This is a genomic window from Chryseobacterium sp. MIQD13, from assembly GCF_050496705.1.
Taxonomy (GTDB): Bacteria; Bacteroidota; Bacteroidia; order Flavobacteriales; family Weeksellaceae; genus Chryseobacterium.
This window is the reverse complement of the sequence record NZ_JBNWAF010000002.1, coordinates 920,136-943,848: the sequence shown is the minus strand read 5'-3', so window position 1 is coordinate 943,848 and position 23,713 is coordinate 920,136. Positions and strand designations below refer to the sequence as shown.

At 37.6% G+C, this 23,713-nt stretch carries 24 protein-coding genes; 6 read left to right on the top strand and 18 right to left on the bottom strand.

Annotated features, from left to right (window positions below):
* Positions 1-41 precede the first annotated feature (41 nt).
* The 7 genes from ACQWU4_RS11315 to ACQWU4_RS11285 form a co-directional block, all read right to left on the bottom strand.
* On the bottom strand, positions 42-1,691 hold the full coding sequence (locus ACQWU4_RS11315) for a DNA repair protein RecN (RefSeq protein ID WP_429935863.1): 1,650 nt from the start codon (positions 1,689-1,691) through the stop codon (positions 42-44).
* Between the two features lie 90 nt (positions 1,692-1,781).
* Positions 1,782-2,303: an SMI1/KNR4 family protein gene (locus tag ACQWU4_RS11310; RefSeq protein ID WP_429935862.1), complete on the bottom strand. Its 522-nt coding sequence runs from the start codon at positions 2,301-2,303 to the stop codon at positions 1,782-1,784.
* Positions 2,304-2,306: 3 nt separating this feature from the next.
* Positions 2,307-3,212, bottom strand: a complete 906-nt coding sequence (locus tag ACQWU4_RS11305; protein WP_429935861.1) for a DUF4835 family protein — start codon at positions 3,210-3,212, stop codon at positions 2,307-2,309.
* A gap of 37 nt (positions 3,213-3,249) precedes the next feature.
* Positions 3,250-4,455 (bottom strand): bifunctional phosphopantothenoylcysteine decarboxylase/phosphopantothenate--cysteine ligase CoaBC, encoded by a 1,206-nt coding sequence (coaBC, locus tag ACQWU4_RS11300; protein WP_429935860.1) that lies wholly within the window; start codon positions 4,453-4,455, stop codon positions 3,250-3,252.
* A gap of 122 nt (positions 4,456-4,577) precedes the next feature.
* Positions 4,578-4,901 (bottom strand): DNA-directed RNA polymerase subunit omega, encoded by a 324-nt coding sequence (locus ACQWU4_RS11295; RefSeq protein WP_027372958.1) that lies wholly within the window; start codon positions 4,899-4,901, stop codon positions 4,578-4,580.
* Between the two features lie 41 nt (positions 4,902-4,942).
* On the bottom strand, positions 4,943-5,938 hold the full coding sequence (locus ACQWU4_RS11290; protein WP_429935859.1) for an outer membrane protein assembly factor BamD: 996 nt from the start codon (positions 5,936-5,938) through the stop codon (positions 4,943-4,945).
* Positions 5,939-6,041: 103 nt separating this feature from the next.
* A complete protein-coding gene (locus ACQWU4_RS11285; protein WP_073328854.1) occupies positions 6,042-6,671 on the bottom strand; it encodes a TetR/AcrR family transcriptional regulator in 630 nt (209 codons plus the stop codon).
* Between the two features lie 99 nt (positions 6,672-6,770).
* On the opposite strand from ACQWU4_RS11285, the gene ACQWU4_RS11280 reads away from it, so the two are divergent.
* The 4 genes from ACQWU4_RS11280 (at position 6,771) to ACQWU4_RS11265 (ending at position 9,306) form a co-directional block, all read left to right on the top strand.
* Entirely contained in the window at positions 6,771-7,397 is a 627-nt protein-coding gene (locus ACQWU4_RS11280; RefSeq protein ID WP_429935858.1) for a TatD family hydrolase, read from the top strand.
* Entirely contained in the window at positions 7,390-8,115 is a 726-nt protein-coding gene (locus tag ACQWU4_RS11275; protein WP_429935857.1) for a tRNA threonylcarbamoyladenosine dehydratase, read from the top strand. Before ACQWU4_RS11280 ends, ACQWU4_RS11275 begins: the two co-directional genes overlap by 8 nt.
* Positions 8,115-8,489 (top strand): ribonuclease P protein component, encoded by a 375-nt coding sequence (gene rnpA / locus ACQWU4_RS11270; RefSeq protein WP_429935856.1) that lies wholly within the window; start codon positions 8,115-8,117, stop codon positions 8,487-8,489. The genes ACQWU4_RS11275 and rnpA overlap by 1 nt, the downstream gene beginning before the upstream one ends.
* Before the next feature lie 208 nt (positions 8,490-8,697).
* Positions 8,698-9,306: a DUF4126 domain-containing protein gene (locus ACQWU4_RS11265; protein WP_429935855.1), complete on the top strand. Its 609-nt coding sequence runs from the start codon at positions 8,698-8,700 to the stop codon at positions 9,304-9,306.
* A gap of 48 nt (positions 9,307-9,354) precedes the next feature.
* Here ACQWU4_RS11265 and ACQWU4_RS11260 read toward each other — a convergent pair whose 3' ends face one another.
* From ACQWU4_RS11260 to ACQWU4_RS11210, 11 genes are all read right to left on the bottom strand, one after another.
* Entirely contained in the window at positions 9,355-11,382 is a 2,028-nt protein-coding gene (locus ACQWU4_RS11260; protein ID WP_429935854.1) for a hypothetical protein, read from the bottom strand.
* A gap of 1 nt (position 11,383) precedes the next feature.
* Complete coding sequence (gene lptE, locus ACQWU4_RS11255) at positions 11,384-11,905, bottom strand: LPS assembly lipoprotein LptE (RefSeq protein WP_429935853.1); 522 nt, start codon at positions 11,903-11,905, stop codon at positions 11,384-11,386.
* Positions 11,906-11,949: 44 nt separating this feature from the next.
* Positions 11,950-13,236: a sigma-54 interaction domain-containing protein gene (locus ACQWU4_RS11250; RefSeq protein WP_429935852.1), complete on the bottom strand. Its 1,287-nt coding sequence runs from the start codon at positions 13,234-13,236 to the stop codon at positions 11,950-11,952.
* A 30-nt stretch (positions 13,237-13,266) separates the two neighbouring features.
* Positions 13,267-14,064: a tetratricopeptide repeat protein gene (locus ACQWU4_RS11245; RefSeq protein WP_429935851.1), complete on the bottom strand. Its 798-nt coding sequence runs from the start codon at positions 14,062-14,064 to the stop codon at positions 13,267-13,269.
* The gene (locus ACQWU4_RS11240; RefSeq protein ID WP_429935850.1) at positions 14,036-14,548 is read right to left on the bottom strand and encodes a hypothetical protein; all 513 of its coding nucleotides are present in this window, start codon (positions 14,546-14,548) and stop codon (positions 14,036-14,038) included. The genes ACQWU4_RS11245 and ACQWU4_RS11240 overlap by 29 nt, the downstream gene beginning before the upstream one ends.
* A gap of 8 nt (positions 14,549-14,556) precedes the next feature.
* Positions 14,557-15,993: a tRNA (N6-isopentenyl adenosine(37)-C2)-methylthiotransferase MiaB gene (miaB, locus tag ACQWU4_RS11235; RefSeq protein ID WP_429935849.1), complete on the bottom strand. Its 1,437-nt coding sequence runs from the start codon at positions 15,991-15,993 to the stop codon at positions 14,557-14,559.
* A gap of 213 nt (positions 15,994-16,206) precedes the next feature.
* A complete protein-coding gene (locus tag ACQWU4_RS11230) occupies positions 16,207-16,692 on the bottom strand; it encodes an energy transducer TonB (RefSeq protein ID WP_429935848.1) in 486 nt (161 codons plus the stop codon).
* Positions 16,693-16,807: 115 nt separating this feature from the next.
* Positions 16,808-18,007 carry a diaminopimelate decarboxylase gene (gene lysA / locus ACQWU4_RS11225; RefSeq protein WP_429935847.1) on the bottom strand — a complete coding sequence of 400 codons (1,200 nt, stop codon included), beginning with the start codon at positions 18,005-18,007 and terminating at the stop codon, positions 16,808-16,810.
* Between the two features lie 234 nt (positions 18,008-18,241).
* Positions 18,242-18,433, bottom strand: coding sequence for a DUF5808 domain-containing protein (locus ACQWU4_RS11220; protein WP_429935846.1), 192 nt, complete (start codon positions 18,431-18,433; stop codon positions 18,242-18,244).
* A gap of 15 nt (positions 18,434-18,448) precedes the next feature.
* A complete protein-coding gene (locus tag ACQWU4_RS11215; protein ID WP_429935845.1) occupies positions 18,449-19,672 on the bottom strand; it encodes a 3'-5' exonuclease in 1,224 nt (407 codons plus the stop codon).
* 337 nt (positions 19,673-20,009) lie between these two features.
* On the bottom strand, positions 20,010-21,536 hold the full coding sequence (locus ACQWU4_RS11210) for a helicase HerA-like domain-containing protein (RefSeq protein ID WP_429935844.1): 1,527 nt from the start codon (positions 21,534-21,536) through the stop codon (positions 20,010-20,012).
* Between the two features lie 362 nt (positions 21,537-21,898).
* On the opposite strand from ACQWU4_RS11210, the gene ACQWU4_RS11205 reads away from it, so the two are divergent.
* Both ACQWU4_RS11205 and ACQWU4_RS11200 read left to right on the top strand, forming a co-directional pair.
* Positions 21,899-23,308, top strand: a complete 1,410-nt coding sequence (locus ACQWU4_RS11205; protein WP_429935843.1) for an MBL fold metallo-hydrolase — start codon at positions 21,899-21,901, stop codon at positions 23,306-23,308.
* On the top strand, positions 23,309-23,686 hold the full coding sequence (locus ACQWU4_RS11200) for a rhodanese-like domain-containing protein (RefSeq protein ID WP_429935842.1): 378 nt from the start codon (positions 23,309-23,311) through the stop codon (positions 23,684-23,686).
* Positions 23,687-23,713 lie beyond the last annotated feature (27 nt).

The window sequence follows — 23,713 nt, the reverse complement described above, 5'->3', positions numbered from 1 at the left end:
TTTTACATTAGTAAATATAATGTAAAATATGTTACAGTTTTTTAGCCGATTAATTCTTTTGCCTGTGCCAGTGCTGCTTCGGTAATTTTACTTCCGGAAAGAAGCTGTGCGATCTCGTTCAGTTTCTCTTCGCTGCTCAGAGGAATAATTGTAGACTGTGTTTTGCCGGAAACATCCTGTTTTACCACTTTATAGTTGTCATTTCCTTTAGCCGCAACCTGTGCAAGGTGAGAGATAACTATAAGCTGCATATCTGTAGCCATTTCTCTCATCAGGTTTCCGATCTCTTCTGCCACTTTTCCGGAAACTCCGGTATCAATTTCATCAAGAATCAGGGTTGGAAGCTCATCACTTTCGGCAATTATTTTCTTTACGGCAAGCATTACTCTTGATCTTTCACCACCGGAAATAGCCGTCTGAATAGGTTTTAAAGGAAATCCTGAATTAGCCTGGAAAAGCAGCTGGATATTTTCTTTTCCGAATGCATTAAATTCCGATACATCCTGAAGTTCAATATCAACTCTGGCTTTTTCAAGACCTAGTTTTTTAAGAAGTGTTTCTGCTTTCTTGATAAAAACAGGAATAGATTTTTTTCTGTTTTTTGAAAGCTTTTCTGCAAGGGTCTGAAGCGTTTTTTCTTTTTTGGAAATATTTTCTTCAAGTTCTGCTATATGATCTTCAAGTTCCGAAGCCCCTTTCTGCTCACTTGCCAGCTGGTCTCTGAGTTCTCTCAATTCATTGATATCGGAAACATTATGCTTTAGAAATAAAGAATTGATTTTATTATTAAGTTCAACAAGAATGGCAAGATTAGCCGGGTTAATCTCTATTTTTTCCGATTCATTCTCAAGCTCGGAAATAATATCTTTAATTTCTACAAAAGAGGTTTCCAGCCTTTCATCAAGCTCGGAAAAACCATTAGAAACTTCTGAGATTTTTGACAGTTTATTTTTAGCTTCGTTGAAGAAAGAAAGAATTCCTACCTCTTCCTGATGAAACCTGGAGAGAATCTGTACAAGATTTTCAGAGATCATTTCGGCATTTTCCTGGATAGAAAGCTGGTTTTGCAGATCTTCATAGTCTACATCATCGAGTTTCAGTTCTTCCAGTTCGTTCAGCAAAAATTCCTTGTAATCACTTTCTTTTCTGTTCTCGGAAAGCTGATTCTGAAATTTCTTAAGCTGTATTTTCAAGCTCTGAAAGTCTGAAAATTCATTTTGGTAGTCTTCAATCCCTTTTTTATTTTCAGAAAGTCCGTCAATAATTTTAAACTGATATTCCGAAGTGAAAAGATTTGAAGTTTCAAACTGGGAATGAATATCAATCAGTTTTGAGGAAAGTTCTTTAAGCACATCAAGAGTCACCGGAACATCATTAATGAATGCTCTGGACTTTCCGGAAGGAAGAATTTCTCTCCTGATAATTGTATGATGCTCATAATCCAGATCATTTTCAACAAAGAATTTTTTGAACTGGTTATTAAGATCAAACTCCGTTTCTACAATACTTTTTTCTTCTGATGTAGCAATGGATTTTGCTTCAGCCCTTTCACCAAGGATAAGTCTTAAAGCGCCTAAAATAATAGATTTTCCCGCTCCGGTCTCTCCGGTAATTACCTGCAGACCGTTATTCAATGATACTTCAAGGGTATCAATCAAGGCAAAATTTTTAATATAAATTCTCGAAAGCATGGATAATCCGCGTTTTTATCAGATATTAATATTGTAAAAATAGTTTTTTTTAACGAAATCAGTATGACAGATGTGATTAAATGCAGACTTCTAGCCTTCTTTTGAAATCTCATTCATCAGGTCATGGAAGTTGGTATATTTATATTCGAAAGTTCCCTCGTCTTCATGATCCCAAAGTACCACGGCATTACTGTTATGGGTATCAAAACATAAGAGTCCCCAGTCACTGTAAAGGGCAAACGGCACGTATCCTTTATCAAAAAGAAATTCTCTGGGATAGGTTTTAAACATCATTTCACGGAGAGATGCCTTCCAGATGTTGACCGGATGGGAGCAAAAGGAAACTTCTGAAATTTGAAGTTCATAAAAATGCTTATGCTTCAGGAATTTTTTAAAGTCTTCAGGAAAAATAAATCCGGTTTCAGTTTCAAACTCCTGAAGATCGGTGTCTGTTACCGTGCTTTTGATGGGGAGCCAGAATTTCCATTCATCATCAGGTTGCTCCGGAGCAAGCATTTCTTTTTCAATTTCGCACGGAAGCTGATTGACTTCATTTTCAACCCAGGATTTAAGGACCTTGTCTACAATTTCCTCAATTGATTCTCCAACCATATCCTAATTCTTCCATTTATTCCACTTATTCTCCGAATTTTTTGGAGAAAGGGTCATCATCAGCTGTCTCAGATCATTCATCACGATGCCTCCATTATTCCCGGAATTGAAAATATTGAAGATTTCATCACTTTTATTATCGAGAAACAGATTGAAGTAATAGGACTGCTGGAAAGAGTTTTCATATCTTTTCAGCTGCATGAGAGCATCGAAAATCACTTTTTTTGCAGCAGTCTGATCCTGATTGAAGAGATTATCCAAACCTGCTCTGTGATAGGTATACATTGTGGAACGCAACTGGCTCCAGTTCGGATTGATAATTTCATTGATCAGTATCGTACGGCTTCTTGGCTCGTTGATGACATTCCAGCCTTCATAGTTTCTGTTCTGGGAATTCTGGGCAATCTGCTGAGCTTTTGCAAACCACTGAGTCCCGCCCATCGATTGGAAACTGTCTGCATCATAGCCTAAAATGACATATACATAAAAGCTTACCACATCAATCAGGTTTTTTCCGGAGAACTGTCTTTCGTTGAACACAAGGTTTTCATTTTCAATATATTCAAAGGAAAATCTCTGATCCTGAAGATTAACAAGCGGTGATTCATAGCTTGTACTGAATACAGGACGCACAGCCTGGATTACAATACTTCCTTTGAACCTATTCCCATCTCTTTCAGCAATTACAACGGCAAAGTTACATTTGATCTTTTCGAAATTCTGAAGCTTTTTTCCAGTCCAGCTGGTATTGTTGATAAAGTCTCTGAGGCTTTTTTCCAAAGCTTTATAGGCCTGCTGGTTACTTCCTCCCAGCTGCTGGGAATTAATTTGTACGGTTGCAAGCAATTCCTGGGAAAAACTCAGATTGTATATAAAAAGCAGCAAGAATAAGCTTATGATTTTTTTCATTATCTAATTAAAAATTGAGAACGGAAATTTATTAAAATTATTTTAAAAGTTGAGCCTCAACAAAATCCAGAATATCTGCAGCTACTGCATCTTTGGATTTGAGGTCAAATTCTTTCTTTTCTGTTTTTGTAAATATCCTGATTTTATTAGTGTCATTTTTAAATCCGGCCCCTTCATCACGAAGAGAGTTCAGAACAATCATATCAAGATTTTTCTTTTCCAGTTTTCCTTTGGCGTTTTCTTCTTCATTCTGGGTTTCCAACGCAAAACCTACCAAAAACTGATGGGTTTTCTTTTCGCCCATTGTTTTAAGGATATCCGGATTTTTAACCAGTTCGATGGTTAAACTGTCATCATTTTTTTTAATTTTTTCTTTGGCAACTTCTTTTGGAGCATAATCCGCCACCGCAGCGCTGGCAATACCAATATCCACGCGGTCATAAAATTCAAAAACCTTATTCAGCATTTCTCTGGCAGAGATTACTTTATGGAGTTCAATGCTTTTATCATCAGTTACCTGTGTACTTGGTCCGGAGATCAGAATAACTTTTGCCCCTCTTTTGGAAGCTTCCTCAGCAAGGGAAAATCCCATTTTACCTGAAGAATGATTTCCGATAAATCTCACAGGATCAATTGCTTCATAGGTAGGTCCTGCAGTAATCAGCACTGTTTTTCCTTCCAGGCTTTTGGGCTGACTTCCGGAAGCAAGAAAGTTTTCAACAGTTTTGAAGATAGTTTCAGGTTCTGCCATTCTTCCCTGACCTATTAAACCACTGGCCAATTCACCGGTTTCAGCAGGAATAATGATATGTCCGTAATCTTCTGCCAATTCAATATTCTGTTTAGTGGAAGGATGTGCATACATATCCAGATCCATTGCCGGGGCAATAAATACAGGACATTTTGCAGACATGTAGGTGGCAATCACCAGATTATCACACATTCCGTGAATCATCTTGGCTAATGTATTGGCTGTACATGGAGCAACAATCATTACATCTGCCCACAATGCCATTTCTACATGACTGTTCCAGGTACCATTATCACCGTAAAAATCTGAATACACAGGTTTTCTGGAAAGGGTTGAAAGACTTAGTTTTGTTACAAACTGCTCTGCATCGGGTGTCATAATCACCTGAACTTCAGCTCCTTTTTTGACAAAATCCCTGATCAGGAAATGAATTTTATAAGCTGCAATTCCTCCAGAAACAGCGATAAGTATCTTTTTACCGGAAACACTCATTTAGTTTTAATTTTTGAACTCCTAAATTACTTATTTTTTTGCACAAAGACGGGTATAAACAGACAAAGGTCATAAAAGAACTAAATTCCCTTATGACCTTCATATATAAAAAACACAAATGATTATTTTCTGTCTTCTGTCTTTCTGAAATAGATATCTTCATTCAGCCATTCTTCGATAGCGATAGAGGTAGGCTTAGGAAGTTTTTCGTAATGCTTAGAAATTTCGATCTGCTCTCTGTTTTCGAAAACTTCTTCCAATGTAGAATTGTGCACAGCAAATTCATCCAATTTATTGTGAAGTTCCGTACGGATCTCCGCATTGATCTGCTCTGCTCTCTTTCCCATGATAACAATAGCTTCATAGATTGAACCTACTTTATCTTCAATCTTGTCTTTATCGTAAGTAATAGTATTTACTTCTGCTTTTGTATCTTTTACACTCATTTTGAGAAAATTATTTTATTTTAAGATGGCAAATTTACGAATTATCTTTGAATTTTGAAAGTGGCTGCTGGCGGAGGGGTTTGAAGTGCTGCACTATCCCTCTGCATCTGCATTGCTTTCTTTTCATTGCTGATCTGATCTTTGATCTGCTGATCTGTTTTATTCTTTTCTGCCAGTTTATCGGCCTCTTTTTTCTGTTTTGCTGTTAATGCTGCTATTTTTGCTTCCGTCTGCTTTTTAACAACAACAAAATTTTCTTTTTCTTTTTCCAGCTTCACCTTAAGATCTGCTGCCGTTTTAGAATATTCTGTATTCGGAAGTTCTTTTTCTATCATTTTTGTATAAGAAATAGCACTTTCTATACGCTCGTCTTTAAGCTCGTAAACAGATTTCTGAGCCAGCTCATAACGTGATTTCATGATATAATCATAGATCTTCGGACGAAGCTTGGTACTTGGAAAATCTTCAAGTACATTTTCAAAAGCCACGTTAGCAGCTTTGTACGCTCCCATTTTGAAGTACTGTCTTGCATTTTCGTATGCTTTGAATTCTAATTTATAAGCCAGCTCATCAATCAGCTGGCTGATATTCTTAGATCTTTCAGAATTCGGATAATTGGTCAGGAAGTCCTGAAGCTCATTGATCGCTGTTTCTGTAGTAGACTGATCCAAATTGTAATCCATAGAACCTTCATAGTAGCATAATGCAGACATATATGCTGCTTCTTCTGCTCTTGGGTCTTTAGGGAAGTTTACGGCAAAGTTTTTAAACTGATGTCCCGCCAGCTTATAACTTTTGTCATAATAATTAGCATAAGCAGTATTAAAACCTACATTAGGAAAATCATCTGTTCCTGCCACGAGGTTAGTAAGCCTGTCATATAGAGCCAATGCATTCTTCCATTTCTTTTTGGCAAAATTTTCATTAGCTGCCTTTAAGATAAAATTCTTGTCAGCACTCTTCATTGCTCTTTCCTGCTGGCTTACGCATGAGGAAACAACTGCCACTGCAAAAAGACCTAAAATATATTTTTTCATATAAAAAATTCAACAGTTTTCGGATTATACAGCCGATTTACTAATTTGCAAAAATATAACTTTTTTGTCAATAGATTTTTTTTTATGAATATTTAACGTAAAATTAGTCTGCAGCGTATCCCAAAATTGCAAAAACGCTGACTAAAAGATTCATTCTTACTTTTTTCTCCGCTTCTTTGGTGTAAGCTTCTTCATTTTTGCTCGGCACATACAGTTCGTAGAAATTTTTATTTCTGATGACAAATAATGTGGAACCGATAATCATGGTAAGAATATCCTCCGGTTTCGGCGTAAAAGTGAATACTCCAGAAGCAACTCCTTTTTTGATGACATCGTCTAACTTTTTTACAAACAGCTGGTAGAAATCCAGCAGTTCATCTTTTAAATTTTCGGTATGCCTGAGCTCCTGCGTTACAAATCCGTGGAAATAATTGTATTTGAATAGTTGGGAAACAATATATTTTATGATCTCTCTCAGCTGCATCTCCGGTTTACCATCTTTAATGGTATCTGCAAATTCAGAAAAATTCTCCCTGGTTTTCAGTACGCGGTACTGATAAAGATAAGACATCATTTTTTCTTTGGAACCGAAGTAATAGGAAATCATGGCCACATTAATGTTGGCCTTGGAACAGATATCCCTTACAGAAGTTCCTTCGTATCCCTTTTTGGCAATAAGCTCTTCAGCAATATCCAAAATATGGATCTGTTTTTCTGTAAATTTTTTTCTCATGAAGTGTACTTTAGAGTAAAGTTAAGAAATTTTTAACAAAATTATAAACGTTCGTTTAATAATTTTAAATTAATTTTCTGGATAATTGTACTTTTGTGAATGGATTTTTTTGATTTTCACCACCATAAGAAGGATACTCTGTATGGAATTTACAATATAAATTTTGGAACGGTTCCGCCAGATTCCTCATATTCCATAGGTATCCATCCTAAAGATATTAGTGTGGATTCTTTGGAGGAACAGTTCAGCTGGCTGGAATCAAATATTACAGAAAATTGCATGGCTATCGGTGAATGTGGACTGGACTCCCTTGTTCCGGTATCTCAAAGCATCCAGGAAGAGGTTTTCCGCAGGCAGATCATTATTTCGAATGAAGTAAAGAAACCTTTGATTATTCACTGTGTAAGAAAGTTTTATGAGGTGATTTCTTTTAAAAAGGAAGCTGAACAGGCAGTTATCATTCATGGTTTCAACAAAAAGCAGCGCATTGCGGAAGATCTGCTGAAAAATAATTTTTATTTGAGTTTTGGGAAAGCTGTTTTGTATCATCTATCTTTGCAGGATATTGTAAGGAACACTCCTCTGAACAGAATGTTTTTAGAAACTGATAATGAGGAATTTAATATAGAGGAATTATATTCAAAAGTTTCGGAGTTAAAGGGTGTTTCTTTGGAAGAACTGAATGAACAGATTTTAGAAAATTTAGACACGATAAAGAATGGATAAGTATTGGCTGGAGAGAACGGAGCTCCTGATCAAAGAAAAAGGACTGGAAAAGCTGAATAAAGCCAATGTGCTTGTTGTAGGCTTAGGCGGAGTAGGTTCTTTTGCCGCAGAATTTTTAGCAAGAGCAGGCGTAGGAAATATGACGATCGTAGATGGTGATACTGTGGATATTACGAATATCAACAGACAGCTTCCTGCACTACATTCCACTGTAGGAAAACATAAAGTGGAAGTGGTAGCTGAAAGGCTTCTTGACATCAACCCGAAAATAAACCTCATCAAAATCAATGAATTTCTGAATCCTGAAAGAATGGATGAAGTTCTTGATGCAGGAAAATTTAATTACATTCTTGATTGTATTGACAGTGTAACTCCTAAAGTCTGCTTAATGAAGGCCGCGAGAAGACGGAAAATCAAGATTGTAAGCTCAATGGGTGCCGGTGGAAAAGTTGACCCAAGCAAAGTAATAGTAAGGGACATCAGTAAAACCCATAATTGTTTCCTTGCCAGACAGGCGAGAAAACGTCTAAAGAAAGAAAAAATCAATAAAGGAATAAGATGTGTATTCTCTACTGAGATCCACAACGAAGAAAGCCTGAAAATGACCGACGGAGCTAACTACAAAAGGTCTTTCTATGGCACTATCAGCTATATTCCTGCGATCTTCGGACTGTACGCAGCAGCGGAAGTGATTAATCATCTAGTGAAAAAAGATTAATGCAGAATTTCAAATACTCCAGAGAAGAAAAACTCAAAAAAAATACTGAGATTGCTTTACTTTTTGAAAAGGGTAAATGGAGGACCTGCGGAAATCTGAGAATCATTATTCTGAAAGATAAGCCCAATCTGGAGGTAGAAAGCCACAAATTCGGGGTTTCCGTTTCTAAAAGATATTTCAAGAAGGCTGTACACAGGAATCGTGTGAAAAGACTTCTGAGGGAATGCTACCGTCTGAATAAAAATTTGTTTAAAGAAGCTTTTGGAGAAAAAACACTGGCCATGATGTTTTGGGTGTCACCTGAAATGCCTGCTAAATTTCGGGAGGTGGAAGAGCAGTTTATCAGGCTTTGCCAGATGCAGAAGAAATCTTAATCATATAACAGGGAAACAGTTTATCAATAAAATAATCTTGGCAAACTCTCGTGAGAAGCCTTGAAGGTTTTTCTAACCACAGATGGCACGGATTTTCACGGATGATTGTGTATAACAGCTGTTATAAAAATTCATATGAATTTAATTTTTTACAAAATCTTGCATAGTTTTTGTAATTTTAGGGGAAACAATAAATCTGAAAATTAAAATGTTAGATCATATTCCCTACTTTTCTTACGTACTCAGTGCCTTTATCGGTATAGGACTGGCGGCGGCTACAGGCTTCAGAGTCTTTTTGCCGATGTTTGCGGTAAGCCTTGCCTCTTATTTTCACTGGATCCCGATGAATGAGCATTTTGAATGGCTTTCGGGGCTTCCGGCACTTATTACTACCGGAATAGCTACTATTGCTGAAATTTTAACGTATTACATCCCGTTTGTGGATCATTTACTGGATACGATCTCGGTCCCTTTGGCTACTGTGGCAGGCTCTGTTTTATTTGCCAGCCAGTTTGCAGATCTGGGAACTTTCCCTCAGTGGGCCCTTGCATTAATTGCAGGAGGCGGAACCGCAGCTACGATCAGTTCAGGTTTTGCGGGAATCCGGGCAGCTTCTACAGCAACAACAGGAGGTCTGGGAAATTCGGTGGTCGGAACCACTGAAACAGCGGGAGCAGGAATCATGTCTATTCTGGCAATGGCCGCACCCGTTATTGCAGCAGTTTTTGCGATCATCCTGATTATTCTTGTCGTGATATTCGGACGTAAAGCATGGCAGAAACTGAAAGGCACTAAAAATGCCGTTGACGATATATAAAAAAAGCTGAACATAAAATGTTCAGCCTTTTTTTATTTTTTAGCCTGTTTAGCCTTTACTTCTGAAATCTTTTATTTCCTGGATTTTGGATTGGAAATGTTCCTTTTTTTCAGGGTTTTTACTGATCAGAATTTCAAATGCCTTGATTGCTTTAGTATACAGTTTCTGCTCGAAATAAAGATTGGCAAGTGTTTCTGTCATTAAATGGGAGATGTCATCATTCTTTTCTTTTACCACATAAGAACTTTCTTCTTTTAACTGGCTGATTCTCGGATTATTTTCGATAAAAGCTTCAATAACCTTTTCCTGAATAGGTGTTTTTTCTTTTTCAACAGGCTCTTCTGCTGCCCTGTCGATCTTAAGCCAGCTCTGCCATGTATTGATAAATCCGGGAACATTACTGTCAACCGGTCTTTGTACCTCATTTTCAGTTTTAGCTGCCTGAGCAGGCTGTTCCTGTTCTGCTTTTTCTACTGCAAGGCTTGAAATATCTGTACCGAAGAAAGAAACATTCATAACCGGTGCTTCTTCTTTTGGTATTTCTGTTTCGATGGACTCTTCTGAATTTTCAACTTCTTCATGCTTTTCTTCTACAATTTCAGGTATTTTTTCTTCAACAGCCGGAAGTGTCTCTTCTGATACTGTTTCAAGGTCTTTTTGAATTTCTTCAACAATTTGTGGAGCTTTTTCTTCCTTTCTCGCTTCTGTAATAGGAATCTCTTCCTGCTTTGGAGCTTCCGGCTTGGGCTCAGGAGTTTTCACTTCCTTACTGATCATGGAATCCGGCAGGTTGGAGTCTAAGCTCATAGGTTTCCATGTTGAAGCTTCCTGTACAGCCGTTTCCGGCTCTTCTTCTTTTTCCTGAACTTCTACAGCCTCTTCATGCTGTACCGGCTGTTCTATAATTTCTTCTACCGTTTCTGCAACAGGTTCATCAGCTTTTGGTTCCTCTTTTTCAGTAGACCAGAAATGAAAGCTTTGTGTTTCTGCAAAACTGATCTCATGATCGGCAGTTTCGGGTTCTTCATTTTCAACTTTTGGAGCTGACTGTGCTTCTCTCATTTTTTTCTCCACTTCTTCAATCAGTCGTCTCATTTCCTCCTCATGTTTATTAACATTTGGTTTAGAAACTTCAGAAACTACAGCTATATCATCACTGTTCCCCTGGATTTTAACATCCGGAAGGAATTCATCCATTCCGTGAAAACTGATCTCAGCATGGGTTTCAGCTACATTTTCATCTTCATTAATTATTTCCAGAGCCGGATCTGTTTCAATAAGTACAGGTTCTTCAACAGCTTCGGTTTCTTCTGTTTTTTGAACTGCTTCCGTTTCCGGAGTCAAGGTTCCTACTTCGTGAAAGCTTAACTCTTCATCTTTATTTATTTCCTGTTCTTCTGCAGGGCTTTCAATTTTATTCTCTTCAATAATCACTTCGGGAGTGAATTCTGTGCCTGCTTCTGATTCTTCCTGAAGCTCGGTCTTCTCAATTTCCGATTCCTGTACAGTCTCTTTATCCGGGTTTTCAGTAACAGGTTCTGTTTTTTGGGTCACTATTACACCAGATTCCAGAGTAGATTCAAGATCAATTACCTCAGAATGGGTTTCTTCAAGGAAGTTCTCTTCTCCTTCAAACAGAATCCTGTTTCTTTCCCCATTCACGTAAACATGCTTGATTTCCTGTGCAGGCTGTATCATACATGCCGCCTCTTCATATTTCTCCTGATTTTTTTCAGAAGATTCGTCTCTTTTTATCGGGAAACCTTTGTAAGAGTATTTTGCCGGTTTTTCAAGGGATTTAGAAACTTGTTTGTCTTCTGTAATTTCAGGTTTCGGTTCCTTCTGGATTTTACCGTTGATCAGCTGATAAAGAAGCTTTTTATCCGTAGTATAGGCCGCAGTCGTGGAAAGCTCTTTCTGATAGTTTTCTTTATCATAAAGGTGTACCCCAAACAAATGAAGCGCCCTGATATTCTGAACATAAGGAAAGGCATGGATTTCTTCTTTCAAAAGACCGAGATCTTCCGACTGTATATTTTGAGGGCTCTTTATTAATTCTAAAACTCTGGGATTCATCTTACCAATTGGCTACAATATCGTTAAATATCTTATTAATAATTCTGTCTGTTACAAGCTTCACCTGGGAAGTTTCTATCTGGCTCTGGCTCAGGTCACTGTTGTAAACCACTTCATCCGAGTACGTCCTGTCGAAACTGGAATCCGGATGTATTTTGTTTTCGTAATGCACCTTTACACTAATCGTCAGTTTGCTCTGTGCCTGCTGTACTACACCTCCCGAAGGATTTGTCAGTGTATTGGAACTGATGGTAGTAGGTGAAAAATTGTAATCGGATATTTCACCTTCTATCAAAATATCAGGATTGGATTTTGTTCCTTTCAATGTGGTTCTCTGCAGAAATCTGTTCTGGATATCTGTAGAAAACTGCTGGGAAAGGGTTGGGTTCACAAGCGCTGCATTATTAGGAAATTCATTGATCTGAACGGTTTTTTCATCCGTCAGAGATGATCCTGTAAAAGAGTAACACTGGTGAAACAGTGAAAGAATTACAAACCCAAATATTATTTTTAATTTACTCATACCTTTTTTTGATTTACAGACTCTGCATCTTTACAAATCCCATTTTAATCCTCTAAGTTATACTGTTTTATTTTTCTGTATAAAGTTCTTTGTGAAATTCCAAGCTCGTCTGCCGCTCTGTTCCTGCGTCCTTTATGCTTTTCTAACGCCTTGATTATCAAATCTTTTTCATTATTTTGAAGGGACAGGGATTCAGGTCTGTTTTCCTCTATCTCTATATCTTCAATATCCTCATAACTATCATCAACATTTGAAATAATAGCAGGTGCAGCCTGAACTACCGGCGATTTATCTTCAAAATACAGTAATGAATTCTGGGCTACTGGCTGGGCCTGCTCCGCAGAATAGATCCTGTTGATCAGATTTTTTTCCTGATTACTCAGATCGGCTGTTCCTCTGTTTTTGATGAGCTCTGAGGTTAATGATTTCAGATCATTGATATCACTTCTCATATCAAAGAGAATTTTATACATAATCTCTCTTTCGCTTCCGAAATCATTCTGTTTCTGTGCAGTCTGATTATTTACCACCATCGGAAGATGGGTTTCCATAGGAATGTATTCGGCAAGTTTCTCAACACTTATCTGCCTGTTTCTTTCCACTACTGTCATCTGTTCTACCAGGTTTCTCAGCTGGCGGACGTTTCCGGGAAAGCTGTAATTTTCAATATAATGAACGGCACTTGGCTCCAGTTCAAGTTCCGGCATTCTGTACTTCTCAGCAAAATCTATAGAGAACTTTCTGAACAGTAAATGAATATCTCCTTTTCTTTCTCTTAAAGGCGGCATATCAATCTGTACGGTATTCAGACGGTAAAATAAATCCTCACGGAATCTTCCGTCATGAATGGCCTTCATCATATTGACATTAGTTGCAGCCACAATTCTCACATTGGTTTTCTGAACCTGGGAAGAGCCTACTTTCATGAATTCCCCGCTTTCCAATACTCTCAGAAGACGGACCTGAGTCTGTAAAGGAAGCTCACCTACCTCATCAAGGAAGATCGTTCCGCCGTCTGCCACCTCAAAATAGCCTTTTCTGGTTGCTGTAGCTCCTGTAAATGCTCCTTTTTCGTGTCCGAACAGCTCAGAATCAATGGTTCCTTCCGGAATGGCTCCACAATTGACTACAATATATGGCTGATGTTTTCTTTTAGATTCTGAATGAATGATTTTCGGGATAAATTCTTTTCCAACACCACTTTCTCCAATCACCAGAACGGAAATATCCGTAGGTGCGACCTGAATTGCTTTTTCCAAAGCCCTGTTCAATGCCGGGAAATTCCCGATAATTCCAAAGCGGTTTTTTATGTTTTGTAAGTCGTTGCTCATAAGTAAATTTTTGATTATTGATTTAATAATCTACAGTTCTTCGATCTGTTTTCTGTAGATTTTGTTAAAGTGATGAGTATAGACATCTTTCATGATCTTTCCTTCATCGTAAGTTGTTAATGCCAACTTCTTTAAATCCAAATAATCTTTGTTTCTGATTTTAGAAACTTTACTTTTAAAATATATGTTCTCGGCAAAGTCATATTCTTTGCTCTGCTTCTCAAAATGATCCAGGGCTTTGTCATATCTGCCCAGCTCAAAATAGGTTACCCCAAGCTGATAGTGGTCGTACAATCCTTTAAAATAACTTCTGGATGCAAGAAGGTTTTCAATAATTCCGGCTGCTTTTTCTTTCTGTCCTAAAGCACTGTAAGACATGGCTTTCACCACCTCCAGATGATAATCTCCGTTTAAAGATCTTCCCAGGTCATCTGGATAATATTTTTTCAGTGCTTCCAGATCCTGAACAGCACCTTTGTAATCCCTCAGAAACTGAAATTTGCACCAGCCTCTGTAACCTAAGTGCATTTTAGGATCTGCAGCGACAGCTTTGTCTATAAGTATTTTCCAGGTTACAAAATCCCCGTTCTTAAGATATGGAACAGCTTTTTCCATATAGGAATTGGAGAAATCGGGGCATAATTCAATAGCTTTATCAAAAGCTTCCTGAGATTCCCGGCTGCCTTGTCTGTCCGAAGCCCAGTTGTACTGCTCACAAGCTTTTTTGCAGTTCTCACCCTCTACTGCATTACAGTTGACCTGTGCAATAGTATTGGTGTAAACGATAAGCAATAAAAAGCTAAGGTAATACCTCTGAAACTTTTCCATTTTCAATTTTATAGGTTAAATACTGATAATAGCCTGCTTTAAACCCTTTTATCTCTTTCGGAATCCAGCCATCCAGCGATTTTGTAAACCGCAGGAGCCTTTCTCCCAGTTCTTTATCCGGACTTGTTTCCTTCTGATCTGTATTCATCTGCTGAACTCTGAACAGTCCTGTTTTTCCTTCACAATTTACTAAAAATCTTACGGTAATATACCCATTCATTTTAGTTTCGGAAGATATATTTTCTTTTTGCAGTTTTTCTATAATGGCCAATTTCTCTCCTTTATAGTTAAACTCCTTTTTCCCCTGATAATATTGAATACTCATCAATTTTTCGGGAGTACATTTTTCAAAAGCAGGATCATCGATTTTTTCATCAAATTCTATATCACCTACCGTTGCGGGATATTTACCTGTACTTTTTTCTGTCTGACAAGATATCAGTACAGAAGAAAATAAGGCCAGAAAACAAACCGTCTTTATCAAAGCTTACTTTATTCTGCTGTTCTCCCTAAAAGTGTGCCTTGTGTATTGTCATAGACAAAAACGTCCACAATGTCACCAATTTTCTGCCCTTCAAGCATATCGAAAACGCAGACTGCATTCTGGGAGTTTCTTCCCTTCCACTGGTTTTTATTCTTTTTGGAAATTCCTTCAATAAGAACCTGATGTATTCTTCCCACGTAAGATTCCATTCTTTTTCTGGAAAGCTCGCCCTGAAGTGCAATAACCTCAGCCAGACGTGCCTGTTTCACATCAGCAGGAATGTTGTCCTCCATTTTTTTGTGAGCCGGAGTTCCCGGTCTTTCCGAATAGGCAAACATATAACCGTAGTCATATTCCACCTCCTTCATCAGGCTTAGTGTATCCTGGTGGTCCTCTTCCGTTTCATTACAGAAACCGATGATCATATCCTGGGAAAAAGCAATATCCGGAACAATTTCCTTCGCTTTTTTAATTAGCTCCAGATATTCTTCACGGGTATGCTGCCTGTTCATCGCCAGAAGCATATTGTTGCTTCCGCTTTGTACAGGAAGGTGAACATATTTACAGATATTGTCGTGTTTTGCAATCATTCTGAACACATCAAGACTCATATCCTGAGGGTTTGAAGTAGAGAACCTGATTCTCATTTCAGGAACAGCTTTGGCAACCAAATCAAGCAGTTGTGCAAAATTAACAGCCGTTGCTTTCTGCATTTCGGAAGCTTTGTCAAAATCTTTTTTAGGACCTCCTCCATACCATAGGTAAGAGTCTACATTCTGGCCTAAAAGCGTAATTTCTTTGTATCCGTTATTTAAAAGGTCTTTACATTCCTGAATGATAGAATGCGGATCACGGCTTCTTTCTCTTCCTCTGGTAAAAGGAACTACACAGAAGGTACACATATTGTCACAGCCTCTGGTAATCGTTACAAAAGCAGTAACTCCATTTCCGCCTAAACGTACCGGATTGATATCCGCATAAGTCTCTTCTTTTGAAAGAATTACGTTGATGGCATCTCTTCCGTCTTCCGTTTCTTTCAGAAGGTTGGGAAGGTCTCTGTAAGCATCTGGGCCTACCACAAGATCTACCAGCTGCTCTTCTTCTAAAAATTTAGTTTTTAATCTTTCCGCCATGCATCCCAGAACACCAACCGTCATGCTGGGATTTCCTTTTTTCAGTTTTTTGAACTGGGAAAGACGCATTCTTACGGTTTGTTCTGCCTTTTCACGGATGGAACATGTATTCAGAAGGATAAGGTCTGCTTCTTCTACTTTCAGGGTGGTATTGTATCCCTGCTCATTAAGAATAGATGCAACAATTTCAGAATCAGAGAAATTCATCTGACAGCCATAGCTTTCTAAAAAGAGTTTTTTAGAATTTTCAGGCCTTTCGGCAATCGCAAAAGCCTCGCCCTGTTTTGTTTCGTCTATATATTTTTCCTGCACTGTAATCAATTTAAAGTTCAATATTCAGGGCTTAAAGTTCAATGCTGGCGAATGAGTTTTAATCCCTAAACACATTAATCTGCAAAGATACAAAATATTGTGACAGAATGGCAGGAGATTATTTTGGAGGATGAAAATTTAATGGAAGTGTGTAAAAGGGCTTTACAAGTTCTCCATTTCTTTTGCAAGGTCCATTTTTTCTTTCAGGCTTATTTATAGATCTGTAGCCATTGAGGAAAGATTCATTTTGAGTTTTATCTGGGAAGTAACTGGCTGCCCATCGCATGAAGCAGGCGTCCAGCTCTTTTTAATTCGTCTTACCACATATTTCATATCATCAAAAAAGTAAGAACTGTTGGCTACTTTAGGAGTTCCCTCAATATTGGTTACTTTTCCGGTTTTATCAATTGTAAGTGTAAATGTAAAATCGCCGTTCAGAACATAAAAATCTGAGTTCAGATAATCATACATAAATTTTTGAAGGGTATCTTTATAAACTACTACACCGCCTTCAAATGCCGCCGGTTTGAAATCATTACAGTTTTTCACCGCAACCTGCAAAAGAGGTTCCTTGATATCAATTTTTAAAAGGTTTTTATTGGTTTCTGTAATCTGATTGTCATCCCTGTCTTCAACGTCCTGCTGCGCAAATGTAAAATTGGCTACAAGAAGTGCTATAAATAATGTAAAAACTTTCATAGACCTGTTCATTAGTTATTAAAATTGCTTTAACAAAGTTAATTATTTAAATGTTTTATTAAAAAGAAAAACTCCACAGTCATCTGCGGAGTTTATATAAATTTGAATCTGATTTTTAGATTACTTCAATCTGATTTCTTAAAAGGTCTTCAAACTCATCTCTTTTACGGATCAAATGCGCTTTTCCGTCTAAGAATAATACTTCAGCGGGTTTTAATCTTGAATTGAAATTTGAGCTCATTTCAAAACCGTAAGCTCCAGCATTATGGAAAGCTAAAATATCTCCTTCTCTTACTTCATTCAATTTTCTGTCCCATGCAAATGTATCTGTCTCGCAGATGTTTCCTACTACGGTATAGATTCTTTCCGCTCCTTTAGGATTAGAAAGGTTTTCAATCTGGTGGTAAGAATCATAGAACATAGGACGGATCAGATGGTTGAATCCTGAATTTACTCCCACAAAAACGGTAGCCGTTGTCTGCTTGATCACATTAGCTTTCACTAAAAGATAGCCGCTTTTTCCAACAAGGAATTTCCCCGGTTCAAACCATAATTCGAATTTTTTTCCTGTAGATTTTGAAAACTCAGAAATTACTTTCTCTACTTTTTTACCTAAAGTTTTCACATCCGTTTCTTCTTCACTGTCCTGATAAGGAATTTTGAAGCCGCTTCCCATATCCAGATATTTAAGATTCGGAAAATGCTCGGAAAGATCAAGCATGATTTCCAATGCCTGAAGGAAAACGTCCGGATCTTTGATCTCACTTCCTGTGTGCATGTGAAGACCTTCCACATTAAGGTTGGTACTTTTCATCACTCTTTCGATATGACGAACCTGATGAATAGAGATCCCGAACTTACTGTCGATATGGCCTGTAGAAATTTTATAGTTTCCGCCTGCAAAAATATGCGGATTGATCCTTACAAGAATAGGATAGCTGTCTCCGTACTTATTCCCGAACTGCTCAAGAATAGAAATGTTATCAATGTTAATATGAACTCCGAAAGTCATTGCTTCCTCTATTTCAGCCAGGTCAACACAATTTGGAGTGAAAAGGATTTTTTCTTTCGGGAATCCTGCTTTTAATCCAAGTTTAACTTCATTAATAGATACACAATCCAAAGAAGCACCCAGGTTCTTGACATACTTAAGGATATTGATATTTGTCAACGCCTTTGCTGCATAGAAAAACTTTGTGTGTTTTAAAAAAGAAGATGTAAGTTTCTCGTATTGAGTTTTAATAGATTCAGCATCATAAACGTACACCGGGGTGCCAAACTCATTGGCAATCTTTAATAATTCTTTTGAATTCATAATTTCATTTTAACATAAAAAAAGGCAGATTCTTCTGAAAAGAGTCCGCCACATTGATTATTTTTTATGCAAGACAACTCTTTTAAATATTCCAAACCTTAGAGAACTTTACAGCTCCCTTTTTTCCAGTTTTAATTTGTTTAAAATTTTGCATTGCTTCTATTTATTTTTTTGCAAAAATACTATTTATTTTGAGAAAATTGGCCCGAATTCTTATAAAATATCAATATCAGCTTATTTCAGCAGCTGCGAAATAAGACCAATTATAATCAGGATCAATAAAAATACGGAAACAGATAATGGGTTGGCAAAGTTTACAGTCCAGCCAAATCCGAATCTTTTCGGAGGAAATATTCTTCTATCTTCTTTGTTATAATAAAAAAGTCCCAGCTTCCAGTGAGAAGGTTCCTTACCTACACTATTCATAATTTCGTTATTACACTACTTTGGCAATGGAAGTGTCTCAAAATCACCACGAAGCAACGCAAGCTGCAATTCATTATTCATATCTGCAGAGGACAGCGGGAGATCAATTTTCAGCTTGGCCAGTTTGCTTAAAGTCTGAATCTGGGTAAACAGTTCATAAAAACCATATGAAATTACCTTTCCGTTTTCAACAATAAGAAAGAGCTTCTCACCCAATTTTCTTCCCTGGCCGAGCCAAAGCTCATTTCTTTTCCTGAAATCTATTTTTTTAAGAAATACATTCACATCATTAAATTCTTCCTGTGAACCGATAAACTGCACAGCTTTTGTTCCCTGAGTAAATGACCTGAATTTCAGGATGGGTTTTTCAGTTTTATTCAGTTTATTTTTTTCAACAATATATTTATTGTTTCTGAAGTAAAGCCCGAACGGAAATACTTCTCTTTTTTTGATGTTTTTAGAATTAAGGATCAGCTTTGCAATAATATCTGTTCCTGTAAGTTCATAGTTGATCTGTTCCACATCTTTCTGGATCTGTTCCCATTTTTTAGATTTGGAATTGAAAACTTTCTTCGAAAATTTATTGATATCCTGAACATAATCTGATAAGATGATTTTACCTGCTTCGTTCTGAAAATAGACAAAGCCTCTTTCATTGGGAAGGTCCTGAGTCAGGACTTTAATCTTATTGATATAGGTTTTGGCATTCGTTTCGTCGTGCTGTTTCTGGATAATTTCGTTTTCAGTATCTTTTGATATCAAAAGTTTGAACAGCTCCAATGTGGCTCTTGCATCTCCCTCTGCCCTGTGATGGTTCGTTAAAGGTATCCCCAACGATTTCACCAGTTTACCCAATGAATAGCTTACCTCATCAGGAATCATTTTTTTGGCTAAAGGAATGGTATCTAAAGTACTGATCTGAAAGTCATAACCCAGCCTTTTGAACGACTGGCGCAGCATTCTGTAATCAAAATCAATATTATGACCTACCAAAGTTGTATTTTGGGTAATTTCAATAACTCTTTTCGCTATTTCATGAAATTTCGGAGCAGTTTTCACCATTTTTGGCGTTATACTTGTCAGTTTCTGCACAAAAGGGGTAATATCACTTTCAGGATTGACAAGAGATATAAACTGGTCCGTAATTTTCTGGCCATCGTACCTGTAGATCGCTATATCTATAATGCATTCATGTCTGTAACCTGCACCATTACTTTCTATATCTATAATCGAATACATTGAATTCCAGCTATACTGCTATTTTTTTATAATTAATAAATCCTGTAATCATCCACTCCCGAAACTTAATACATAACTTATGCCACAGGTCTTTAAAGATGATACTTGTTCTGCCAATATACAGGCTGACACTTGAAATTATTCCGGCAATAACCGATATGTTAATTTTTTATTCACTAATAAAGGCAACCCTGCGAAAATAACAAAAAATATATCAAAAAGAAGTAAAACAGCTTTTATACTCCCTGTAATCTTAATCAAAATGATCAGTAAAACAAATAAAAAGCTGATACTCTTTACATAGAAAATTATTTTTCAGAATAGTTAAATCTGCATCTTATCTCCTTCTCCCACCCAGTCCGAACATCCCAAGAAGCGCTTTTGCACCTTCACGCATTAAAGTACTGGTAAAAGTTCTTCCGGCCTTACTTTGAAGCACCTGCTCAAACATTCCCGGTTCTTCTTTCACTGGTTTCGTTTTCTGAGTTGGCGCAGAATTTTGTGCCGCCTGCTCCATTCTGTTGGTCAGCATTTCATAAGCAGACTCTTTATCAACCGGCTGCTCATATTTAGCTACTAAGGAAGAATTTCCTGTCAGTTCTGAAATCTCAGCATCGCTTAACACATCCATTCTGGATTCCGGAGAGATCAGATAAGTATGGACAAGCGGGGTAGGAATTCCCTTTTCATCCAAAGCTGTTACAAAAGCCTCTCCAATCCCAAGATTCTGAATCAGGTTTGATGCATCGTAAAATTCGGTTGTCGGATAGTTTTCAACCGCCTTGCTAATCTCTTTTTTATCTTTTGCTGTGAAGCCTCTCAAAGCATGCTGTATTTTAAGACCAAGCTGTGAAAGTACATTTTCCGGAACATCACCCGGAATCTGTGTAATAAAGTAGATCCCGACCCCTTTGGAACGGATCAGCTTTACCATTGTTTCTATCTGTGAAAGCAGAGCTTTTGAAGATTCATCAAAGATCAGGTGGGCTTCGTCTATGAAAAGAACCAGCTTAGGTTTTCCGCTGTCTCCTTCTTCAGGGAAAGTCATATAGATTTCAGCAAAAAGTGAAAGCATAAATGTAGAAAAGAGCTGTGGCTTATTCTGAATCTCTGCCACTCTTAAAATATTCACCACCCCTTTTCCATCTCTTGTCTCAAGAAGATCATGAACGTCAAAGCTTAATTCTCCAAAGAAATCAGCTGCTCCCTGCTGTTCGAGTGCAACGATAGATCTCAGGATTGCTCCTAAAGAAGCCGGTGCAATTGATCCGTAGTTCGCCGCCAGTTCGGCTTTCCCCTGAGCATTATCGGTTACGTACTGTAATACTTTTTTTAAATCATTAAGGTCAATTAACGGAAGTCCTTTATCATCACTGTACTTGAAGACAATAGACATAATGCTTTGCTGGGTATCATTAAGCTCAAGGATTTTACTTAATAAAACAGGTCCGAATTCTGTTACAGTAGCTCTTAATTTCACTCCTTTTCCTCCGGAAATGGTCATCAGCTCTACAGGAAATGCCTGCGGGTTATAAGGAAGCTGTGTTTTGGCATATCTTTCTTCGATTATCGGATTCATCTGTCCGGCTTCGGCTATCCCGGAAAAGTCACCTTTAATATCCAGTACCAGAGAAGGAATTCCTGCGTGGGAAAGCTGTTCTGCAAATACCTGAAGTGTTTTTGTTTTACCTGTTCCCGTTGCTCCTGCAATAAGACCGTGGCGGTTGATTGTTTTCAAAGGAATTGTAACGTTGACTTCCGGAACCACTTCCCCATCCAGCATCCCCTTTCCAAGTATAATATGTTCTCCTTTCGGAGTGTATCTTGCGTTGAGTTCTTCAATAAATTGTGTTTTATCTGCCATCTGATTTTTTTTAGCTTATAAATATAAAATTTTTTATAAAATGTTTGGTTACTAAAGTAATAATAGAAAATAATATTAATGATACTTAGGGAAATTACTTTTAATCCACTATCAGCAAATTTTAAACCATGAATCAAAATGCCTGCAGGTACCAGTACTACATAATTATTTCCATTTCTTAAACATGATAAAAAACAGCCTGTTAAATCACTTCTCCTTACTTTCCGTTTTTCATTCGAAAACAGAGGGTTTTACGGCTGATATCCCTTGAATATTGAAAGAAACTATCATCCGGATTTAACAATTCATTTACATTTCATCTAATACTTCGTATCTTTATCTAAAATTTAAAAAAGACCCCAATGAAAATTGAACAAATATATACGGGCTGTCTGGCTCAGGGTGCCTATTATATTGTATCAGAAAACGAAGCTGTCATTATCGATCCGCTGAGAGAGGTAAAACCTTATCTGGATCGTCTTGAAAAAGACAATGTTACCCTAAAATATATTTTTGAAACCCACTTTCATGCAGACTTTGTCTCGGGACATTTGGATCTGAGTAAAAAAACAGGCGCTCCTATTGTTTACGGACCTACTGCTCAGCCTGCATTCGAAGCTATCATTGCAGAAGATAACCAGATCTTTGAGATCGGGAAAATAAAAATAAAAGCATTACATACTCCGGGGCATACCATGGAGAGTACTACTTATCTTTTAATTGACGAAAATGGTACTGAAACGGCTATTTTTACAGGTGACACCCTGTTTTTAGGCGATGTGGGGAGACCTGACCTTGCCCAAAAAGCAACCAATCTTACTCAGGAGGATCTTGCAGGAATACTGTATGACAGTCTCCAGAACAAGATTATACCGCTGGACGACAGCATTACCGTTTATCCTGCTCACGGTGCAGGTTCAGCATGCGGAAAGAATATGCAGAAGGAAACCGTGGATATATTGGGGAACCAAAAAAAGACCAATTATGCCCTTAATCAGCCGGACAAAGCATCTTTCATCAAAGAAGTTCTTGACGGTCTTACTGCCCCTCCGAAATATTTCGGAATGAATGTAGCAATGAATAAAGGCGGATATGAAAGTCTTGATGTAGTAATGAACAAAGGCCTTAATCCTTTGTCTGCAGAAGATTTCGAAGCACTGGCAGAAGAAACAGGAGCTTTAATTCTGGACACAAGAAGTCCTGCCGAGTTTCATAAAGGATTTATCCCAAATGCTATTAATATTGGCCTTAAAGGAGATTTTGCTCCATGGGTAGGAAATATGATCGTAGATGTAAAACATCCTATTTTACTTGTAAGTGATAAAGACACTGAAGAAGAAGTAATTACAAGATTAAGCCGGGTAGGTTTTGATAATGTTCTAGGCTATTTGGAAGGCAGCTTCGATACATGGAAAAATGCAGGTAAAGAAATTGATGAAATCAAAAGAATCTCTCCTTCTGAATTTGCAGAACAGTTCACAGAAAATGCAACGGTAGTTGATGTAAGGAAACTAAGTGAGTATTCTGCGGAACATGTTGACAATGCATTCAATAAACCGCTTGACACCATCAGCGACTGGGTAAAAACAATTGATGATTCCGAGCATTTTTTCCTTCATTGTGCAGGAGGATACAGAAGCATGATTGCAGCCAGCATCCTTAACTCACACGGAATCAGAAATTTCACAGAGATAGAAGGCGGCTTTAACGGTATCAAAAAGACAGAAAAATTGCCTACAACAGATTTTGTATGCCAATCAAAAACATTGTAGATGATAAAAAGAAAGATTGCCGGATATTTTTTAGCTGCAACTTTAGCGTTAACATCCTGTAAAACAGCAACTACAAGTTCAACTCCAAAGGCAGACATCAAAGAAGTGGTTAACAGTTCAGATGTCACACTGGTAGATGTAAGAATTCCTGAACAATATAAAGAAGGAACAGCAAAAGGAGCTGTTAATATCCCGTTAGCTGAAATACAAAACAATATAGATTCCCTGAAAGGTAAAAAGGTAGTTGTTTTCTGTAATAAAGGAATTCAGGCTGATCAGGCCATGGAGATCTTAAAGAAAAACGGAGTGGAAGCTTATGATGGCACCAGCTGGAAAAATGTAAAAGCAATCCAGGAAGAGAAACAGTCTGGAAAGTAAAAATACCACACCCTTAAGATTTATTTA

Bases quoted from the DNA above. Each gene is read 5' to 3' on its own strand.
- ACQWU4_RS11315 (WP_429935863.1), bottom strand. From the start codon at position 1,691: ATGCTTTCGAGAATTTATATTAAAAATTTTGCCTTGATTGATACCCTT.
- ACQWU4_RS11310 (WP_429935862.1), bottom strand. From the start codon at position 2,303: ATGGTTGGAGAATCAATTGAGGAAATTGTAGACAAGGTCCTTAAATCC.
- ACQWU4_RS11305 (WP_429935861.1), bottom strand. From the start codon at position 3,212: ATGAAAAAAATCATAAGCTTATTCTTGCTGCTTTTTATATACAATCTG.
- coaBC (WP_429935860.1), bottom strand. From the start codon at position 4,455: ATGAGTGTTTCCGGTAAAAAGATACTTATCGCTGTTTCTGGAGGAATT.
- ACQWU4_RS11295 (WP_027372958.1), bottom strand. From the start codon at position 4,901: ATGAGTGTAAAAGATACAAAAGCAGAAGTAAATACTATTACTTACGAT.
- ACQWU4_RS11290 (WP_429935859.1), bottom strand. From the start codon at position 5,938: ATGAAAAAATATATTTTAGGTCTTTTTGCAGTGGCAGTTGTTTCCTCA.
- ACQWU4_RS11285 (WP_073328854.1), bottom strand. From the start codon at position 6,671: ATGAGAAAAAAATTTACAGAAAAACAGATCCATATTTTGGATATTGCT.
- ACQWU4_RS11280 (WP_429935858.1), top strand. From the start codon at position 6,771: ATGGATTTTTTTGATTTTCACCACCATAAGAAGGATACTCTGTATGGA.
- ACQWU4_RS11275 (WP_429935857.1), top strand. From the start codon at position 7,390: ATGGATAAGTATTGGCTGGAGAGAACGGAGCTCCTGATCAAAGAAAAA.
- rnpA (WP_429935856.1), top strand. From the start codon at position 8,115: ATGCAGAATTTCAAATACTCCAGAGAAGAAAAACTCAAAAAAAATACT.
- ACQWU4_RS11265 (WP_429935855.1), top strand. From the start codon at position 8,698: ATGTTAGATCATATTCCCTACTTTTCTTACGTACTCAGTGCCTTTATC.
- ACQWU4_RS11260 (WP_429935854.1), bottom strand. From the start codon at position 11,382: ATGAATCCCAGAGTTTTAGAATTAATAAAGAGCCCTCAAAATATACAG.
- lptE (WP_429935853.1), bottom strand. From the start codon at position 11,905: ATGAGTAAATTAAAAATAATATTTGGGTTTGTAATTCTTTCACTGTTT.
- ACQWU4_RS11250 (WP_429935852.1), bottom strand. From the start codon at position 13,236: ATGAGCAACGACTTACAAAACATAAAAAACCGCTTTGGAATTATCGGG.
- ACQWU4_RS11245 (WP_429935851.1), bottom strand. From the start codon at position 14,064: ATGGAAAAGTTTCAGAGGTATTACCTTAGCTTTTTATTGCTTATCGTT.
- ACQWU4_RS11230 (WP_429935848.1), bottom strand. From the start codon at position 16,692: ATGAAAGTTTTTACATTATTTATAGCACTTCTTGTAGCCAATTTTACA.
- lysA (WP_429935847.1), bottom strand. From the start codon at position 18,007: ATGAATTCAAAAGAATTATTAAAGATTGCCAATGAGTTTGGCACCCCG.
- ACQWU4_RS11220 (WP_429935846.1), bottom strand. From the start codon at position 18,433: ATGAATAGTGTAGGTAAGGAACCTTCTCACTGGAAGCTGGGACTTTTT.
- ACQWU4_RS11215 (WP_429935845.1), bottom strand. From the start codon at position 19,672: ATGTATTCGATTATAGATATAGAAAGTAATGGTGCAGGTTACAGACAT.
- ACQWU4_RS11210 (WP_429935844.1), bottom strand. From the start codon at position 21,536: ATGGCAGATAAAACACAATTTATTGAAGAACTCAACGCAAGATACACT.
- ACQWU4_RS11205 (WP_429935843.1), top strand. From the start codon at position 21,899: ATGAAAATTGAACAAATATATACGGGCTGTCTGGCTCAGGGTGCCTAT.
- ACQWU4_RS11200 (WP_429935842.1), top strand. From the start codon at position 23,309: ATGATAAAAAGAAAGATTGCCGGATATTTTTTAGCTGCAACTTTAGCG.